Origin of the sequence: Methanoregula sp., assembly GCF_049686655.1 — an archaeon.
Lineage (GTDB): Archaea > Halobacteriota > Methanomicrobia > Methanomicrobiales > Methanospirillaceae > Methanoregula.
The window spans coordinates 11,726-28,109 of record NZ_JBAVIG010000071.1 but is presented as its reverse complement, the minus strand read 5'-3'; the positions used below and the strand labels follow the sequence as shown (position 1 = coordinate 28,109).

The window sequence follows — 16,384 nt, the reverse complement described above, 5'->3', positions numbered from 1 at the left end:
GCACTACGGACAGTTACGGTACCGGGGGCAATGAAACCTTCCTGGTACAACTCAATGCCCATGGCGATGAAGGGTGGTTCACCACGTTCGGGGGGGAGGGATATGACCGTGGCATCGGCCTTTCCAGGATGGCAGATGGTGGATTTACTGTAGCAACGCTCAGTTGCAACCCTTCGGACACAGCCACCAATTGCACTCTGGGGGTAATCCGTACTGATTCCCGCGGGAACGAACTGGGAAGGACAGTTATTCCGGTCCCCGGGGGGGCAGACGGTACGGCGTTCACAACATCGGCTGGCGGGTCCGGCGTGATTGCCTTTTCGACGGGAGGGGATGGGAACAACCAGACCGGAGGAGAAGTTCTCCTTACGGTACTTGACGATACCGGTGCCATACTATCCAGCAGAAGCTATCCTTCACCGGATGGCCTTGCGGTATCCGGGATCGCCGTGGCCGGGGACAACTATGCGATCACGGGTTCCGGTACTGGCGCACCTGCCGGACATGGGCCGGTAATTATGCTGATCGGGACCGGCCGGGAAACCCCGGGATTACTGGCACCCACGCAGACTGCCGAAACCGGGCCCGGTGACCTCAGGGTAACGGTCAGGGAGGCGGATACCGGGGAGATAGCCACGGATGCGCTGGTCTATCTTGATGGCAGTGCCGCGGGTCTGACATCCGAGAGCGAGGGAAATATTCTTCTTCAGCACGTCAGCGAAGGGGGACATTCGATCCGCGTGACCAGGGATGGATTTGCAGAGACAACGAAAACCGTGAATATCGAGGGGGACCAGAACCTCACGGTTTTCTTAAGCCCCTCAAAGGTCATCCCGGTTATCGTTAACGGACCTCCTGAGGGAAAGATCGATGTCGTCTTTGTAGCATCGAAAACGCAGTATGACTGCACGAACCAGGAAAAAGTAGCCACCGATACCTATACTGCAAACCGGACGTCATTCCAGCAGGATGTAAGCAACCTTATTTCTGACAATTACCTGAGCCTCGACCAGTATACTTCAGGACAGATCGGGCTCCCGTCAGATTACAAGGACCGGTTCAATTTCTATTACTACTGGGACAAGGACAACTTCGCCGATGCGTTTGACGGGTGTGCCGGAACGCTCCCGGATCATTTCTGGGAGAACGCCCCTTTTGCGGATGTTGTTATCATCGTATACCCGACGTACACCGGGCTGTATTCCGGGACGTGCCAGCCGGATGGTTGCGCGAGCGGGCTGGGGCTGGGGACACACTCGTGGGTCAAAGTCCCGGCGGACGGGGGCAAGCTCATCCTTCACGAGAGCGGCCACGCGATCTTCGGGCTCATCGATGCGTACTGCGGGGATACCTATTATACCGAGGATGACCCGTTTCCCAATGTCTGGAGCACCGGTGCTGCCTGCAGCAAGGCTGCAACCAGCTGGAATACCTCTACGTGCAAACAGATTACCGGGCCTGCACTGTCACCCGGAAGTGCGAGCTGCTCGAAACAATTCTGGGAATATGACCCGGAGCCGAACATCATGGGTGTCGGTGTGTATTCGTATTTCGGTAAGTTTGGCGAGGCCGAGACAACAAGGATAGATTATATCTTCAATAACATCGGGGGTGTGAAAAAGGCGTGAAGCTCCGCAGCCTTGTTATCGGATGCCTCCTCATATGCCTCTTGCTCGTAGGACCGGTTTGCGGTGCATATCCCACGGAGGATTATTCCAAGGTGCTCATCCTTCATCTCAACATCAGCAACGGGACGGTGAACGAGCAATCGGTTGAGATGCAGTACGGCCATCCCCCGAGCCTCGGGTTCCAGACCGGGGACATCCATGGAATCCTTAAAACATCCGAGGGGAAGGTTATCAACGAGTTCGACCTCTCGGACCCGAGATACCAGCTGGGTGATGGTGTCGTTATCAGCGACAACAGCACGAACCTGTCCATTACAGGTGCAGTCAACTATTCTGATACCGCGGATTTCACGCTCGTCATGCCATATTATGCAGACCAGATGACCCTCGATCTTACGGATAAAAGGACCGGCAGCCTGCTCAAAACCGTGAATTTTTCCAGTGCCATCGGCAGGTTCCGGGCTACCTACCCGGATGATCCGGGGGTGAATCCATCCCCCGGATTCCGGCTCCAGATCCCCGAAATCCAACTTCCTTCGGGGGACACTCTTGCCTACCTGGTGATAGGTTGCGGGTTCATTACCCTGGTCATAATGATGATCATCGTCATGTTCCGGAAAAAATAAACCCGTCAGATTGTGAAGGACAGGCCCTTATGGATCAGGGGTTGCCTGTCTTCCCGAGCGCAAACCCTTTTGTATAGGCCGCCTTGAGAAAACCGGGCTGTGTGGTGAGATCCCGGATCGTATCCATATCGCTCACCAGCAGCTCGTCCCCGAAACGGCAATCGATGATATCCAGGAATGCCCGTACCGTGAGTTTCGGGCCAACGAACACTTCGGGAATATTCATGCCGGAGATGCAGATGAACAGAGCGGTCCTTGAACCTCTTTTCTCCGGGGCAACGAGAGAGTCTTTGCGCAGGTACTTCGCCATGAAAAAGATCTGGCAGCGGTCCATGAAGGACTTGAGCTTCCCGGGAATCCCCATGCACATCACGGGAGTTGCGATGATGAATGCGTCCGCTTCCCTGATCTTCGGGTACAGCTGCTGCATGTCATCATCCATGATGCAGGTATCATGATCCTTACAGAACATCATCTCCTGGCATGCCTCGAAACTGAGACCGGTAACCGATATCTTCTCAACTGTACAACCGGCATCCTCCGCACCCCTGATCGCCTCGTCAAGGAGGCGTGCCGTATTCCCGTCAGCCAGCGGGCTGCCGAGGATCCCGATGACCCTGCCTGCCATAATACAACTGGAAGGACACGGGCGATAATAGTTGTGCAGAAAAGCGTATGCAAAAAAAACGGATTTTGTCATGACTTCCCACAGCCCGGCCTGCCGAGAAAAGACGGCGTTTCCCGTTGGTGCACGAACACAATCCATATATATCTTTGACGTGAATGTGAGTTCTGGTGATACATCTGACCGAACAGAAGACCTACAGTGCTGGGCAGAAAGTGGGCCCGGGCAAATACGTGTGTATCGACTGCGGAAAAGAACTTACGCTCGACAAGAGCGAGCAGGACCTCAGGAAGTGCCCGGCCTGCTCCTGTGCCGAATACCAGTGTTTCCCGATGACCCATATCCGGCCGGATGTCAAGACCCCGGAAGATGCCAAGAACCCGCCGAAACGCGGTAAGAGCTTCCAGTAACTCCTTATTTTTTTAGAGGCACCGTACCGTCATTGTGACTACTGGTGTTGAACACCACGGGCAGCCCGTGAACGCACGATCATCCGGCGTTCAGCTCCAGGAATATCAGGATATGGAGAAGAGCTCCCAATGGTTAATGTATCGAAGGAAGGGCAGGTCTTCAAGTGCGAGATCTGCGGAAATGTTGTGATCGTGAAAGAAGCCGGCGGCGGAGAACTGATCTGCTGCGGGGAACCCATGCAACTTGTGGAGTGAACAGAAAATGGCAAAAACGGTAACAAAGAAAACACCTGTAACCAGGAAAGCATCTGCACCTTCAAAGGCAGCTGCAACGAAGAAGAGCCTCAGTGAACTTGAGAAGAAGATCGGCAAAGTACCGAAATTCTTCAAGGAACTGACCACGAACGAGCCTGAAATGTTCGAACTTGTAATGAAGTTCGAGCAGCATATCTGGGACGACGGTAAGATCTCGAAGAAGACCAAGAAGCTGATCGCGATCGCGATCGCTGCCGCCCTCCGGGACCAGCACGCAGTCCGGGCCCAGCTTATGGGGGCTGCAAACCTTGGTGTTACCAAGGCAGAGGTGGAAGAGGCGCTCCGCGTCACTTTCCTCCTCTCGGGCATGCCGGCGTACGTTTACGGGAAGGCCCAGCTCGACGAAGTGATGAAGAAGTAAGGGGGCACCTGCGATGGACATTGAAGGATGTATCTCATTTCCGGTGCTGGGAGAGCCGGCACCGGACTTTGAGGCGGAGACCACCCAGGGCCCAATCACCCTTTCGGGACTGAAAGGGAAGTGGGTGGTACTCTTCTCCCACCCGGCTGATTTCACGCCGGTCTGCACCACCGAATTCCTGGCATTCGCCTCGATCTATGAGGAACTCAAAAGCCTGAACGTCCAGCTGCTCGGGCTCTCGGTAGACAGCATCTCTGCCCACCTTGCATGGGTGCATGATATCAAAGAGAAGATGGGTGTCCAGATCCCGTTCCCGATCATCGCTGACCTGACCATGAAGGTCGCCCACAAGTACGGAATGATCCACCCGGGCCAGAGCTCGACTGCCGCGGTCCGCTGTGTCTTCTTCATCGACGACAAGGGAATCATGCGGGCGATGATCTACTATCCCCTGCAGAACGGAAGGTTCATGCCGGAGATCATCAGGCTCGTCAAGGCCCTCCAGACCACGGACAAGTTCAAGGTTTCGACACCGGCCAACTGGCAGCCGGGGGACAAGGTAGTCATACCTGCGCCCAAGACCGCGGCCGAGATGGAGAAGCGGCCGACCGAGGGGTACGAGTGCAAGGACTGGTACCTCTGTTTCAAGAAAATATAAGTCCGGTAAGTCCATACCGGAAACTCTTTTTCAATAGTATCTGCTCTGTAGAAATCATTTTTTTTCGATGAGACGATGCCCCCCCTCTGCGCCACCAGTCCCCCGCGGGAACGGGGCGCAGTGCGATGACCCGAGTCAAATGGCAGGTAAAACATCGTCATCGCAACTGGGGGATGCCATAGCGGCGGGGGCAAAGCCCAAAAGAGCGTCAGCGATTATGAGGTTTTCTACAGAGCAATAGTATCAACACTTTACACAATCCTGACATTGACTCGGGCCTTAATCCGGACGGTTGGTTCATTTGATCCCGGGACGATCTGATATGGAAGACGATGGCGGACACTGGACCGGAAGACAGGAAACCAGGCTCACGGCCGATCCTCACCGACCCCCCGTTTTACCTTCCGGAGTTTGAGCAGTCGTACCGGTACATTATCGACGAATACGATGTGACCCCGAAAGATATTGCCATTTTCATGCCCTGTGCGATCAGGAAACCCTACAGCGCGAGCCCGAGCCACCAGCTGATCAGGATGATCATCGGACAGGTATTCGACGAACCACAGTACCATGTCGTTATCTTCGGCACATGCGGAATCGTCCCGGCAGAACTCGAGGAGATGTACCCGTACGCCCATTACAAGTACATGCTCGGGAAGTGCAAAGACCAAAAAGTCCTCGATGACTTCCTCCGCATCGAGACAGATCGTGTCGCCGGGTATCTCGAAAAGACCCGGCATACCTACACATACCGTATCGGGTACTGCATCGGGCTCTTCCGGGAGGCGCTGGTCCGGGGTTCGGAAAAGGCCGGTGTCCCAATCGACCTGATCCTCCCCACACGGGACATGATCAACAAGATTGTGGAGGAAGGAGACTGTGTCTTTGAGGAGGGGAGTCTCTCCATGGATGAGTACCTGGGCGAGTTCTGCAACGAACTGATCCGGTTCCGGAATGCCCATTACGACTCGGGCCGGCAACGCCAGCACGTGCGGATTGGACCGCATACCGGAACGGATCCATAGTGGGCCCTGCCTTCGCTCTGAAAGAGACCCGCCCCGGATATCCAGAATCCAATTATTTTTCAACGAGGATGACATAGAACAGTGTAATGACGATCAAGGTCCTCGCGTTTGCCGGAAGCCCGCGCCGGAACGGGAACTCGGAGACGCTGCTCGACTGGGTACTGGCATCAATGGCAGAAGACCCTGATGTCTCCGTCCAGAAAGTCCCGCTTACCGAGGCAAATATCAATATCTGCCGGGGGTGCAATGCCTGCGAGAAACTCAATATGTGTATCCAGCGCGACGGAATGGACATCTGGCACGATAAGATCATCGAAGCTGACTGCATCCTCCTCTCCTCCCCCATATACTGTATGGGGATCGCCGCCCTCCCCAAGGCATTGATCGACCGGGCACAGGTATTCCGGTCCCGGAAATATGTCCTCAAACTTCCCGTAGTCCCACCGGAACGAAAGGGAAAACGGCTCGGCGTCTTCCTTGCAAGCGCCGGCCAGGACTGGAGCCACGTCTTTGATGCAGCCATCCCATCGGTCAAGTGTTTCTATCATGTGATCGATATCAGGGATGGCGATATCAGTTACCTGATGATCAACCATGTGGACGAGAAAGGGGCGATCGAGCAGCACCCGACCGCAAAGGCCGATGCCACCCGGCTCGGGAAGACCGTGATTGCCGAACTGAAGAGACGGCTCGCTGCCTGAGGTCGCCATGGTCGTTACGGTCCTTGGAATATCAGGAAGCCCGCACCGGCACGGGAACACTGAGACCCTGCTCGACAGTTTCCTCGACGGGACACGATCGGCAGGAGCGTCCGTTGAGAAGGTAGTGCTCAAGGATCTCACCTACACGCCTTGCCGGGGGTGCAATGCCTGCCATAAAACCGGGGAGTGTGTTGTAAAAGACGACGCGATCGCCCTTTTCGAGAAGATCCTTGCCGTTGACTGTATTGCCGTGGCCTCCCCGATCTATACGATGGGGATCACGGCTGAGCTCAAAGGGCTCATCGATCGCGGGCAGTATCTTTGGGCCCGGAAATTCATATTGAAAACCCTGTATTTTTCTGACGACCATATCCGGCGCCATAAGGGGCTCTTCATCTCGACCGCCGGGCAGAACTGGGATCACGTGTTCGACGGGGCATTTCCTGCGATAACAGCGATCTTCAATGGTACGGGCTTTGAGTACTACGACAATATCATCGCAAACAGCATGGACGAATTCAAGGGGATCAAGAACCACCCGACTGCGCTCAAGGCAGCCTATGCCAAGGGGATCGAAGTGGTCAGGGTCATTGAGAAATTAAAGGCCCGGTGAAACGTCCAGGCAGAGATGGGACCCCGGATACAGGACCGGCAAAAAAAGTGAGTGGGCAGCGTTCAGTGTATTGTGAACGAGACATAAAGTGTTCCGAAGGCTGCTACTGCCAGTACCAGAAAAACGGGAATATTCCAGGCAAACACCTTTCGGCCATCAAGGACACTGATGGGTATGAGATTGAAAGCAGCTATCATCGAGTTGATCTGGATCCCAGCAAGGCCGAGTATTGCAAGAATGCTGCCGGTTTCTAAAGCAACGACACCACCGGCACTGAAGAATACGATAGCAAAGAGGACACAGAGGAAAAGGTTGAGGGCCGGGCCTGCCGCTGATATAATCCCGTTCTGCTCGCGGGTCATGATCCGCCCGTCACCGGTATTGGAGTAGATGACGGTCGCTCCGGGCGCAGCAAACACAAAACCGACGAGCGCAGCCATCACGACTGCGATCATGAGCATGATATTGTCTTTACGGAACTCTGCCCAGTACCCGTACCGGATCGCGGTAAACTTGTGGGCCATCTCGTGGAGGATGAACCCGATCCCGACCGTGATTAAGGAGATCCCGAAATAGAGCAGCACGATCACGGGGTCAATGCGCGAGACCGGCCCGGTTATTCCGTAGGGAGCGATCTTGATGATGGTAAAGGAGATTGCGATGGCCATCCAGGCCACAAACAGGTCGGCTTCTTCGCGCCGGGTAATTCGTTCGAGCATGTGATCATTCACCAGAGATGATGTTCTGCCTCATAGGTTGGGCGTTCCTGCTCGTAAGGATTACGTTTATGCAAATGCCCGGGAATGTACATGATATGTCCCTTGAACAGGTGCGCTCCGAGATCTCCCGGGTGGACGCCGGGATCATCCGGCTGATTGCAGAGCGGCAGGAGCTGGCAGACCGGGTGGCGCATATCAAGACCAAAAACGGGATCGCCATCCACGATGAGAAGAGAACCGCAGAAGTCCTGTCATCGGTCTTTGACCAGGCGGTCGAAAGGAAGATCAATCCTGTCGCGGTCCAGAAGGTCTTTGAGATCCTTATTGCTATGAGTGAAGAGCGACAGAAGGAATTTACCGATGAGGAGAATCTGCCGTAATATTTTTTTAATTCGTTCGAAATTCATTCCGGTAAAATAGTGGCTTTATCCAAGCCATCCAAGGAAGATCACTGCGCCAAGGGCGATCATAATAAGGCCGATGGCCAGCCGGAGGATCCGCCGGTTATCGCTTCTCCACTGCTCTGCCCGCTCCGGGGGAATCCCATAGGCCACAAGGAGCGTCACGAACACGAGGGGCAGGACAAAGACGAGATTATACAGGATCAGGTACGGGAACCCTTCCGCAAGGCTCAGGTTCTGGCCCATGAGGCCCAGGATGCTTATGTAAATCCCACCGGTGCAGGAGAACCCGAACAACCCGGCGAGGATACCGAGGACAAAGGCAGCGGGGAGAGAGGCCTGACGGATATACCGGCCAATGAGCCCTTTTCCTGCTTCCGGGATGGAAAGGAGATAGTGCTCCCGGTTCCGTGCCACATCAGCGATCGTGATCAGGCCAAGGACGAGGGCAGCGGCTCCTCCCAGGAGGGAGAAGATTTTTGAGAGACCTGACAGGGAGACCACGGAGAAGAGCCCGATTCCCGTGATGAGATGGAAGAGGAAGACTGCGGTCACGTACGTGCCGCCGATGAGAAGGAGGCGCTTCCGGTTCTCTGCCGCGGCCATAGAGATCAGGAGGAAGATCAGGACCGACAATGCACAGGGATTTGCGCTGTCGGCCAGGGCGGAGAAGATGACAAGACCGGGCGACAGGGAGAGCCCCATGAGGGAGTAACCGGTCTGTGAAATGGCAGGGGATGGGGTGTTATTCCCGGCAAGCCGCTGCTGTTCTGCACGGATCTCTTCTTCAAAATGCTCCCGGATCTGGTCTTCCCCAACGAGCGCCGTACCCCCGATAAACACGACCGGGATACCGGAATTTCCCGTGGCATACTGGTTGTTCATCTCAATGAACCTCTGCTGGTTGCTGGAATTATGGTAGACTTCCAGGGATTCAAGGCGGAGTTCCGGATACCGCTCCTGAAGATCTGCAATAACGGGTTTCAGATGTTCGCAGTGTTCGCACCCGTCGCCATAAAAATAGACGGCGCTGATGGTGACGTTCGAAGAAGTGAGGTTTAACGGCGTGGTATTTCCCGGTGAGGGAAGAGGTGAGGCGGTATTATTTACTGTTTTTTTTTGAGGTAATCCTGGACCAGCGCCTCAAGCTTGTCGGGGATATCCTTTTCTCCCACGAGTACGGTCTTGCCGAGAACCACTTCAGGCACGCCGGGTGGTGTGGCTAGTCCGGCGGCAGCATTTACCTGAGCGTAGATTTTCTGGTTAGTCTGGTTTTTCCAGACTTCGAGGACCTGGATATTGGCATCCGGATATTTCTGCGTGATGTTGTCCATGAACGGTTTGATATCTTTGCAGTGCGGGCACCCGTCACCCCAGAAATAATAGATCGTGGTGGCGGAGGTGGACGGGCTTGCCTGCTGCGGGGAGCCCGCGAGGAAAATTGCGAGGCAGGCAATGACAACAACAACGACCAGGCCGGCAACAACCTTGATGATCTTATCCATAGAGAGAAACCTGGTAGTTATTTTGAAAACTGATGATTTAATAAAATGCCTATGAAGGCAAAGCTGGCAACGGGGAAAAAAGTCAGGTAAGGGAGATCATCGTCCCGACACCATCGTGAGTGAAGAGCTCAAGGATGAGGTTGTGCTCGATGTTGCCATTGATGATATGGGCATAGCTGACGCCGTTCTCAACGGCCTTTGTCACTGACATGACTTTAGGGATCATCCCCTCACCAATCGCTCCTGATTTCAGCAGATCGTTCGCTTCGCGGATGGTCAGTTTCCGGAAGACCCTGGTGCGATCCTTATCCATGACACCATCAACATCGGTCATGTTTACCAGTTTGTATGCATGGAGAGCGATGGCGATGTCCCCGGCCGCGGTATCGGCGTTGATGTTCAGGCTGCCCCCGTGCTTGTCGATTGCGATCGGGGAAACAACCGGGATGTAGTTCTTGTCGAGGAGGGTATTGAGGATCGCGGGATCAATCCATTCAATCTCCCCCACATGCCCAAGGTCCACTTCCTTCTCCACTCCTCCGATCTCGACCTTCTGGAGATCCATCTTCTTTGCGAGGATCAGGTTTCCATCGCTACCGGAGAGGCCGACGCCCCGGGCGCCGCACTTGGCGATCAGGGAGACAATGCCCTTGTTGATCTTCCCGACAAGCACCATCTGGGCGATCTCGAGGGTCTCTTCATCAGTCACCCGCAGTCCCCCGACAAAGACCGATTCCTTGCCCATCTGCTTCATCTTCTCGCTGATCTCCGGGCCGCCGCCATGAACCAGCACCACCCGTATGCCGACGTAATAGAGGAGCACTGCATCCCGGATCGCGTTTTCCAGAACCTCAGGGTCTACCATTGCATGGCCGCCAAGTTTGATCACGATGGTCTTGCCGTGAAACTGCTGGATGTACGGCAGCGCCTCCATCAGGACATCCTCCCGCTTCATCATGTGGTGTACCTCCCGTTGATCTCCACGTAGCGCTCGGTGAGATCGCACCCCCAGGCAGTCGCTTCTTCTTTGCCGGTTGCAAGGTCGAGGATGAAGATCACTTTTTTACCGGCCATCGCCTTCTTGGCCGCATCCAGATCGGCAATGATCTCACCGGACTTCACGAGCGGGTGTTCCTTTTTGCCATCGCTGATCCACAGGGAGACCGAATTTGGATCGAACTTAACCCCGGCCCGGCCCGCTGCCGCCACGATACGGCCCCAGTTGGGGTCTTCGCCGTATACTGCCGTCTTCACAAGCGGGGATTCAATAATCGTGCGGGCCACCTTTGCCGCATCGTCTTCTTTCTTTGCACCCCTGACCAGCACTTCGATCAGTTTGGTCGCCCCTTCACCATCAGTAGCAATCTGCTCTGCAAGGGACCGGCAGCATTCCCCGAGTGCTGCGGTGAATTCTGCGTGCTTCACTTTTCCCGCAGTACCGGTTGCAGTGCAAAGGGCAATGTCATTGGTACTGGTATCACCGTCAACTACGACCCGGTTGAAAGACCGGCGGGAAGCCTGCTTCATTGCGTCCGCCAGGGGTTTTGCGCCAATTTCGGCATCGGTGTAGATGAATGCGAGCATGGTGCCCATGTTCGGGGCGATCATGCCGCTGCCCTTTGAGATACCACCGATACGGAACGTTTCATTCTCCACGAGGGCATGTTTGGGGAACGTGTCCGTGGTCATGATCGCTTTGGCGGCAAGGATCTCTGCTTCAGGTGTGCGGTCGATCTTCGGGGCCACGGTCTCGCACTGGCGTTTTATGAGCGGCAGGTCTAGATACCGCCCGATGACACCGGTGCTTGCTACACCGACATGCCTGGGCTTTATGCCGAGGGCCGACCCTGCGTACCCGGTCATGGTGACCGCATCGTCATATCCCCGCTTTCCCGTGTAGGCATTCGCGCAGCCGCTGTTCACGATAACTGCTTCGAGCTTGCCGGCCTTGATCTGTTTGCGCATCAGTTCAACGGGTGCCGCCCGGGCCAGGTTCCGGGTGAAGACGCCGGCTGCGGTACCGTGGGCCTCAATCAGGGCAAGACCGAACTTGCCTTCCTTCATTCCCCAGGTTTTTACGCCATCTATGGCACAGATACTTTTGAATGTCATCTATGCACCAGCTTCCCCGTCACCGGCGTAGGTTGCACCTACGGCATTGATGATATCCGCCCGGGTAATGATTCCTGTAACATTTTTGCCTTTGAGGACCGGCAGGCGTGAGATTCCTTCCTTGAGCATGAGTGCAGCAGCGGCTTCGACAGTCATCTCTTCTGTTGCTGTAATCACCCGGTGGGTCATCACTTTTTTCACCGGCATGTCGCCGATATTTGTCAGCGCCTCCTTTGTCTTTTCCCAGTTGATAAATTCGCGGACAGGAACCTCGATGATCTCAAACGGGGACGGGAGCCAGAGATCGTCCGAGATCCGCTCTGTCCTGAGCAGGGAAATAAGATCGGACTCCGTGACCATGCCGACGAGTTCTTTTCCTTCCATGACCGGCAGACCACCGATGTGGTTCTTCCGGAAGAGAGCAACTACATCCCGGAGGGGGGTGGTTGCCGTGCAGACCACCGGATCTTTTGTCATTGCATCTTTTACAAGCATCATTGACCACTCCTCAGGGAAGCATCCCGGCTCCGGCGAGGCCATCCTTCTCGGGATACCCGCACATCAGGTTCATGTTCTGGATGGCCTGCCCGCTGGCACCTTTGACAAGGTTGTCTATTGCAGAAACTGCTACCACCCGGAGGCCTTCGCTCTCCACCATCAGGTCGCAGAAGTTGCTCCCGCGGACTGCGGCGAGCGAGGGTTTCTGGTAGCGGACGAAGTATTCTCCTTTGTAGAAGTCTGTGTAGATTTTCTCCACTTCTTTCTGTTCCAGCGGTTCGTTGAGCAGGATGTGTGCGGTGGTCAGGATGCCACGATTGACCGGGACGAGATGGGGAGTGAAGTAGCATTTCGCCTTTGACCCAAGGAACGCGAGCTCCTGCTTCATCTCGGCAAGATGGCGATGGCTCGTCCACTTATACGGTCCGACATTATCACCCACATTCGGGTAATGCGTAGTCGCAGAGGGGTTGTCACCCGCTCCGCTGACACCGGTCTTGGAGTCGAATATAACCGTGTGGGCATATCCTGCCAGAGGGGCCGCGGCAAGGGTTGCCCCGGTCGGGAAACAGCCGGGGTTTGCCACAAACCTGGCATTTATGCAGTCCTTGCGGTGAAGCTCCGGGATGCCATAAGGGGCGGGGAAATAGTCGGTATGGGGGACGCCGTATACTTTCTCGAAAACCTCTTTGGGCAGACGGTAGTCCGCGCTCAGGTCGACCACTTTTATACCGCGGGAGAGGAGTTTTCCCGCATAGGTCATTGCCGCTGTATGGGGAACCGCGAGGAAGGCAACGTCAGCATCGATATCATCGATGGCAGGGTTCTCGAACCGGAGATCGGTGAATCCCTTGAGATGGGGATGGATCTGGTCGAGAGGGGTGCCGGCGAGGGAGCGCGATGTGGCACAGGTCACCTTTGCAGCTGAGTGGTGAACGAGGAGGCGAATCAGCTCGCCCCCGGCATAACCGGAGGCCCCGATAATCGCAATTTTCATACACTCATATCCGGTTGTAAAAATTTAATGCTTTTTAAGACTCTTTTCCTGCGGCAGGGATGTTTTAAAAAGCGTATTGTAATTCGGGGCCGTATTTACTCGAGTTTGCGGCAACAGACATTGTAGAGCCGCTGGCCAAGCAATTCGATCCGGTCCCGGTCTTCAAGGCCGTCGAGCAGATCCTGCGGGAGTGCGTCCATGCCCCGGGCGGCCCCGAGATAGGCACCGCAGAGAAACGCAATTGTATCGGTATTGCCCCCCGTATTTGCAGACACCGTGAGAAGATCGGGCGGGTGGGTATAACGGCTGATCAGGAAGAATGCGATGGGCAGGGTCTGGAAGACTGACACGTCGTTGCCTATCTTGAGGAGGGCAGTTTCCGTTTCCATGCCCTCTTTCTCAAGGGCGAGCGCATTCCGGATTTTTCCCCCCAGCACTTCATCTTCCACAAGAGCTTTCTGCACAGCGCGTTCTATGGCATCGGGAGTCTCATGAAGCGAGTGGTAGAGAAGGGTGACAAACGTGGAGACGGCCGCATGAGCCGCCGGGTGGGTATGGGTGACATTTGCAGCCCGGACCGCACGCTCACAGGCTTCGTTCATATCGGGAAATGCAAGAGCGAATGGCGCGGCAAGAGGAAGACAACCCGATGTCGTGGATTTGACTCCTTTCTGGCCTGTGGCGTTCTTCATCATATGCTCGCAGGCCGCTGATATCGATCCATCCGGAAACCGCATTGCCCCGCGGGCATAGAGCTCCCGGAGCGCTGTCCCATAGCGGTCCTCATTGTATTTGCCATCGGCAAGAAGAGTCCCCGCGAGAATCATCATCTGGGTATCATCGGTATATTGCCCCGGGTTCAGGCCCTCGTTGGGATGCCCCTTGTACGGGCGGCGGTACCCGTATTTCATCTTATTCAGGTTGGGAGAGGTACTCTCATTGGGCATACCCAGCGCGTCGCCAATCGCCGCACCCAGCAGGCACCCCTTGAATTTCTTGAGCATCGATCTTATATTGAAAAACCCGGATAGATAACCCTTCGTATATCGACCTCGTTTTTAAGAAGAACACTGGTGAGCCGCGTGTCGTTTTTAAAATTTGACAGCCGCGGGTGTGCCGGGTTCATGGGAAAATGGATTTTTTATATCAAATGTTCAGAGGCAACGGAATTTTTATATAGAATGTTTAACATGATTAATAATGTAGAATAGGAGGAGCATGACTGAGGACTTCGATGTCAAGCTGGTTGAAAGTACCGTCCGCTATATACCGGGCCCGGAATACAAACAGAATTCCTGGCTGGGTGACTATGAAACGGCATACCGGGAGTTCCTTGCCGACCCTGATGCTTTCTGGAATAAAATTGCACAGGACCTGGACTGGATCCATCAATGGGATGCAGTCAAAGAATGGAATTATCCTTATGCCAAATGGTTCGTGAACGCGAAACTCAACATCACAGCCAACTGTCTTGATCGCCATGTAAAGAACCACCGGCGGAACAAAGTCGCACTTATCTGGAGAGGTGAAGGGGGTGCAGAGAGGATCTACACGTACCAGAAACTTCTCTCGGATGTTATGCGGTTTGCGAGTGGGTTAAAGAAAATAGGCGTGACGAAAGGCGACCGGGTATGTATCTATATGCCCATGGTACCAGAGCAGATCATCGCGATGCTTGCATGCGCACGCATTGGTGCCATCCACAGCGTGGTCTTTGCCGGGTTCGGCGTGACCGCTCTGAATATGCGTATCAGGGAGGCGGAGGCAAAAGTCGTCATCACAGCAGATATCTCGATCCGCAGGGGAAAGGCAATCCCGCTCATCACGACGGTCCAGGAGTCGATCCTCCATGCCCCGAGTGTTGAGCATCTCATCATCTACCGGAGAAGGAAAGAGCCACCTGTCGAGATCCGGGCTGACTTCGAGATCGATTTCTACGGCCTGATGGAAGGGGCTCCCGCGGTCTGCGAACCGGAAGTTTTGGATGCGGAAGATCCCCTGTTCATGCTCTATACGAGTGGTTCCACGGGATCTCCCAAAGGGATCGTGCATACCTGCGCCGGTTATATGGTCGGGACCTATTACACCACGAAGTATGTCTTCGATCTCAAGGAGAACGATATCTACTGGTGCACGGCCGATCCCGGTTGGATCACCGGCCACAGCTACATCGTGTACGGCCCGCTCGCGGTTGGTGCCACGGTGTTTGTTACCGAGATGACCCCCGATTACCCGGATCCCGGGATCTGGTGGAAACTGATCGAGGAACAGAAGATCAACATCTTCTACACGGCGCCGACAGCGATCCGGATGTTCATGAAGATGGGAGAGGAATGGCCCAAAAAATACGACCTCAGCTCCCTGCGCGTGATCGGATCCGTAGGAGAACCCCTCAACCCGGAGGCGTTCGTGTGGTATCACCACACGATTGGCGGAGACCGGTGCCCCATTGTAGATACCTGGTGGCAGACCGAAACCGGGATGCAGATGTTAACAACCATGGTAGGGGAACCTATGCGTCCAGGGTTTGCCGGAAAGGCAATACCAGGCGTGATTGTGGATGTGGTAGACAAAGACGGGAATTCCGTACCGCCCGGAACCGGGGGGTTCCTTGCAATAAAAGAGCCCTGGCCTGCCATGTTCCGGACAGTGTACAACAATGACGAGCGGTACCGGAAATACTGGTATACGATCAAGGACTGCTATGCAGCGGGTGATCTCGCAGTCAAGGGGAAAGACGGCTATATCATGGTCCTGGGAAGGACTGACGACATCATCAAAGTTGCCGGGCACAGGATCGGTACTGCAGAAGTGGAGAGTGCGCTGGTATCCCACCACGCGGTGGCGGAAGCAGCGGTCATTGGCAAGCCCGATCCGGTGAAGGGGAATTCCATCAAGGCGTTCGTCATCCTCAGGGTAGGCAACACGCCCGGGGAAAAGCTTATGCAGGACCTGATTTACCATGTCAGGATGACACTCGGACCCATCGCAGTCCCGCAAGAGATCGAATTCGTGGAGAAACTGCCCAAGACCCGGAGCGGGAAGATCATGCGCCGCGTGCTCAAGGCTAAAGAGATGGGTTTGGATCCCGGGGATATCTCAACACTCGAAGAGTAAGAGACGCAAGAACGACGAACATGGATTCACAGGCGGATCCGAATAGTGGAAACTGTGTACAATCTTGGAGATG

Annotated in this window: 21 protein-coding genes; 12 read left to right on the top strand and 9 right to left on the bottom strand. The window is 55.0% G+C overall.

Annotation, left to right across the window (positions count from 1 at the left end):
- Together WBL42_RS10595 and WBL42_RS10590 are read left to right on the top strand one after the other, a co-directional pair.
- Positions 1–1,628: PEGA domain-containing protein (locus tag WBL42_RS10595; RefSeq protein ID WP_424721238.1), on the top strand; the 1,628-nt coding region annotated here is incomplete at its 5' end.
- Positions 1,625–2,254 (top strand): hypothetical protein, encoded by a 630-nt coding sequence (locus WBL42_RS10590; RefSeq protein WP_424721237.1) that lies wholly within the window; start codon positions 1,625–1,627, stop codon positions 2,252–2,254. The genes WBL42_RS10595 and WBL42_RS10590, both read left to right, overlap by 4 nt.
- Positions 2,255–2,288: 34 nt before the next feature.
- Here WBL42_RS10590 and WBL42_RS10585 read toward each other — a convergent pair whose 3' ends face one another.
- Positions 2,289–2,882 carry a flavodoxin family protein gene (locus tag WBL42_RS10585; RefSeq protein WP_424721236.1) on the bottom strand — a complete coding sequence of 198 codons (594 nt, stop codon included), beginning with the start codon at positions 2,880–2,882 and terminating at the stop codon, positions 2,289–2,291.
- A 167-nt stretch (positions 2,883–3,049) separates the two neighbouring features.
- On the opposite strand from WBL42_RS10585, the gene WBL42_RS10580 reads away from it, so the two are divergent.
- The 7 genes from WBL42_RS10580 to WBL42_RS10550 all read left to right on the top strand — a co-directional run bounded on the left by WBL42_RS10580 (position 3,050) and on the right by WBL42_RS10550 (position 6,962).
- Positions 3,050–3,289, top strand: coding sequence for a zinc ribbon-containing protein (locus WBL42_RS10580; protein WP_424721235.1), 240 nt, complete (start codon positions 3,050–3,052; stop codon positions 3,287–3,289).
- Positions 3,290–3,418: 129 nt separating this feature from the next.
- Positions 3,419–3,544: a desulfoferrodoxin FeS4 iron-binding domain-containing protein gene (locus tag WBL42_RS10575; RefSeq protein WP_424027878.1), complete on the top strand. Its 126-nt coding sequence runs from the start codon at positions 3,419–3,421 to the stop codon at positions 3,542–3,544.
- Positions 3,545–3,551: 7 nt separating this feature from the next.
- On the top strand, positions 3,552–3,965 hold the full coding sequence (locus WBL42_RS10570; protein ID WP_424721234.1) for a carboxymuconolactone decarboxylase family protein: 414 nt from the start codon (positions 3,552–3,554) through the stop codon (positions 3,963–3,965).
- Positions 3,966–3,978: 13 nt separating this feature from the next.
- Positions 3,979–4,623, top strand: coding sequence for a peroxiredoxin (locus WBL42_RS10565; RefSeq protein WP_424721233.1), 645 nt, complete (start codon positions 3,979–3,981; stop codon positions 4,621–4,623).
- 332 nt (positions 4,624–4,955) lie between these two features.
- Entirely contained in the window at positions 4,956–5,648 is a 693-nt protein-coding gene (locus WBL42_RS10560; RefSeq protein WP_424721232.1) for a DUF5591 domain-containing protein, read from the top strand.
- A gap of 86 nt (positions 5,649–5,734) precedes the next feature.
- The gene (locus WBL42_RS10555) at positions 5,735–6,349 is read left to right on the top strand and encodes a flavodoxin family protein (protein ID WP_424721231.1); all 615 of its coding nucleotides are present in this window, start codon (positions 5,735–5,737) and stop codon (positions 6,347–6,349) included.
- A gap of 7 nt (positions 6,350–6,356) precedes the next feature.
- Positions 6,357–6,962 carry a flavodoxin family protein gene (locus WBL42_RS10550; RefSeq protein WP_424721230.1) on the top strand — a complete coding sequence of 202 codons (606 nt, stop codon included), beginning with the start codon at positions 6,357–6,359 and terminating at the stop codon, positions 6,960–6,962.
- 62 nt (positions 6,963–7,024) lie between these two features.
- Here WBL42_RS10550 and WBL42_RS10545 read toward each other — a convergent pair whose 3' ends face one another.
- Positions 7,025–7,681, bottom strand: coding sequence for a peptidase M50 (locus WBL42_RS10545; RefSeq protein ID WP_424721229.1), 657 nt, complete (start codon positions 7,679–7,681; stop codon positions 7,025–7,027).
- 95 nt (positions 7,682–7,776) lie between these two features.
- Here WBL42_RS10545 and WBL42_RS10540 point away from each other — a divergent pair, with 95 nt between their 5' ends.
- Positions 7,777–8,061 carry a chorismate mutase gene (locus WBL42_RS10540; protein WP_424721228.1) on the top strand — a complete coding sequence of 95 codons (285 nt, stop codon included), beginning with the start codon at positions 7,777–7,779 and terminating at the stop codon, positions 8,059–8,061.
- A gap of 45 nt (positions 8,062–8,106) precedes the next feature.
- Here WBL42_RS10540 and WBL42_RS10535 read toward each other — a convergent pair whose 3' ends face one another.
- Complete coding sequence (locus tag WBL42_RS10535; protein ID WP_424721227.1) at positions 8,107–8,967, bottom strand: cytochrome c biogenesis CcdA family protein; 861 nt, start codon at positions 8,965–8,967, stop codon at positions 8,107–8,109.
- 30 nt (positions 8,968–8,997) lie between these two features.
- Between WBL42_RS10535 and WBL42_RS10530 the strand changes: the two genes are divergently transcribed.
- Positions 8,998–9,144, top strand: a complete 147-nt coding sequence (locus WBL42_RS10530) for a hypothetical protein (protein WP_424721226.1) — start codon at positions 8,998–9,000, stop codon at positions 9,142–9,144.
- A 44-nt stretch (positions 9,145–9,188) separates the two neighbouring features.
- On the opposite strand, the gene WBL42_RS10525 is transcribed toward WBL42_RS10530, so the two are convergent.
- From WBL42_RS10525 to WBL42_RS10500, 6 genes are all read right to left on the bottom strand, one after another.
- Positions 9,189–9,587, bottom strand: coding sequence for a thioredoxin domain-containing protein (locus WBL42_RS10525; protein WP_424721225.1), 399 nt, complete (start codon positions 9,585–9,587; stop codon positions 9,189–9,191).
- 82 nt (positions 9,588–9,669) lie between these two features.
- Complete coding sequence (gene argB, locus WBL42_RS10520; protein WP_424721242.1) at positions 9,670–10,542, bottom strand: acetylglutamate kinase; 873 nt, start codon at positions 10,540–10,542, stop codon at positions 9,670–9,672.
- Positions 10,542–11,699 (bottom strand): bifunctional ornithine acetyltransferase/N-acetylglutamate synthase, encoded by a 1,158-nt coding sequence (gene argJ / locus WBL42_RS10515; protein WP_424721224.1) that lies wholly within the window; start codon positions 11,697–11,699, stop codon positions 10,542–10,544. Before argJ ends, argB begins: the two co-directional genes overlap by 1 nt.
- The gene (locus WBL42_RS10510) at positions 11,700–12,197 is read right to left on the bottom strand and encodes a CBS domain-containing protein (RefSeq protein WP_424721223.1); all 498 of its coding nucleotides are present in this window, start codon (positions 12,195–12,197) and stop codon (positions 11,700–11,702) included.
- A gap of 10 nt (positions 12,198–12,207) precedes the next feature.
- Positions 12,208–13,194 carry an N-acetyl-gamma-glutamyl-phosphate reductase gene (gene argC / locus WBL42_RS10505; RefSeq protein WP_424721222.1) on the bottom strand — a complete coding sequence of 329 codons (987 nt, stop codon included), beginning with the start codon at positions 13,192–13,194 and terminating at the stop codon, positions 12,208–12,210.
- 95 nt (positions 13,195–13,289) lie between these two features.
- Entirely contained in the window at positions 13,290–14,198 is a 909-nt protein-coding gene (locus WBL42_RS10500) for an ADP-ribosylglycohydrolase family protein (RefSeq protein ID WP_424721221.1), read from the bottom strand.
- A 214-nt stretch (positions 14,199–14,412) separates the two neighbouring features.
- Here WBL42_RS10500 and acs point away from each other — a divergent pair, with 214 nt between their 5' ends.
- On the top strand, positions 14,413–16,311 hold the full coding sequence (gene acs / locus WBL42_RS10495) for an acetate--CoA ligase (RefSeq protein ID WP_424721220.1): 1,899 nt from the start codon (positions 14,413–14,415) through the stop codon (positions 16,309–16,311).
- Positions 16,312–16,384: the final 73 nt, after the last annotated feature.

What these genes read in the sequence shown, in the direction of transcription:
- WBL42_RS10510 (WP_424721223.1), bottom strand. Translation starts at nt 12,197, where the DNA reads ATGATGCTTGTAAAAGATGCAATGACAAAAGATCCGGTGGTCTGCACG.
- WBL42_RS10525 (WP_424721225.1), bottom strand. Translation starts at nt 9,587, where the DNA reads ATGGATAAGATCATCAAGGTTGTTGCCGGCCTGGTCGTTGTTGTTGTC.
- WBL42_RS10565 (WP_424721233.1), top strand. Translation starts at nt 3,979, where the DNA reads ATGGACATTGAAGGATGTATCTCATTTCCGGTGCTGGGAGAGCCGGCA.
- WBL42_RS10550 (WP_424721230.1), top strand. Translation starts at nt 6,357, where the DNA reads ATGGTCGTTACGGTCCTTGGAATATCAGGAAGCCCGCACCGGCACGGG.
- WBL42_RS10560 (WP_424721232.1), top strand. Translation starts at nt 4,956, where the DNA reads ATGGCGGACACTGGACCGGAAGACAGGAAACCAGGCTCACGGCCGATC.
- argB (WP_424721242.1), bottom strand. Translation starts at nt 10,542, where the DNA reads ATGAAGCGGGAGGATGTCCTGATGGAGGCGCTGCCGTACATCCAGCAG.
- argC (WP_424721222.1), bottom strand. Translation starts at nt 13,194, where the DNA reads ATGAAAATTGCGATTATCGGGGCCTCCGGTTATGCCGGGGGCGAGCTG.
- WBL42_RS10545 (WP_424721229.1), bottom strand. Translation starts at nt 7,681, where the DNA reads ATGCTCGAACGAATTACCCGGCGCGAAGAAGCCGACCTGTTTGTGGCC.
- WBL42_RS10535 (WP_424721227.1), bottom strand. Translation starts at nt 8,967, where the DNA reads ATGAACAACCAGTATGCCACGGGAAATTCCGGTATCCCGGTCGTGTTT.
- WBL42_RS10500 (WP_424721221.1), bottom strand. Translation starts at nt 14,198, where the DNA reads ATGCTCAAGAAATTCAAGGGGTGCCTGCTGGGTGCGGCGATTGGCGAC.
- WBL42_RS10530 (WP_424721226.1), top strand. Translation starts at nt 8,998, where the DNA reads ATGGTAGACTTCCAGGGATTCAAGGCGGAGTTCCGGATACCGCTCCTG.
- acs (WP_424721220.1), top strand. Translation starts at nt 14,413, where the DNA reads ATGACTGAGGACTTCGATGTCAAGCTGGTTGAAAGTACCGTCCGCTAT.
- WBL42_RS10585 (WP_424721236.1), bottom strand. Translation starts at nt 2,882, where the DNA reads ATGGCAGGCAGGGTCATCGGGATCCTCGGCAGCCCGCTGGCTGACGGG.
- WBL42_RS10540 (WP_424721228.1), top strand. Translation starts at nt 7,777, where the DNA reads ATGTCCCTTGAACAGGTGCGCTCCGAGATCTCCCGGGTGGACGCCGGG.
- argJ (WP_424721224.1), bottom strand. Translation starts at nt 11,699, where the DNA reads ATGACATTCAAAAGTATCTGTGCCATAGATGGCGTAAAAACCTGGGGA.
- WBL42_RS10570 (WP_424721234.1), top strand. Translation starts at nt 3,552, where the DNA reads ATGGCAAAAACGGTAACAAAGAAAACACCTGTAACCAGGAAAGCATCT.
- WBL42_RS10555 (WP_424721231.1), top strand. Translation starts at nt 5,735, where the DNA reads ATGACGATCAAGGTCCTCGCGTTTGCCGGAAGCCCGCGCCGGAACGGG.
- WBL42_RS10575 (WP_424027878.1), top strand. Translation starts at nt 3,419, where the DNA reads ATGGTTAATGTATCGAAGGAAGGGCAGGTCTTCAAGTGCGAGATCTGC.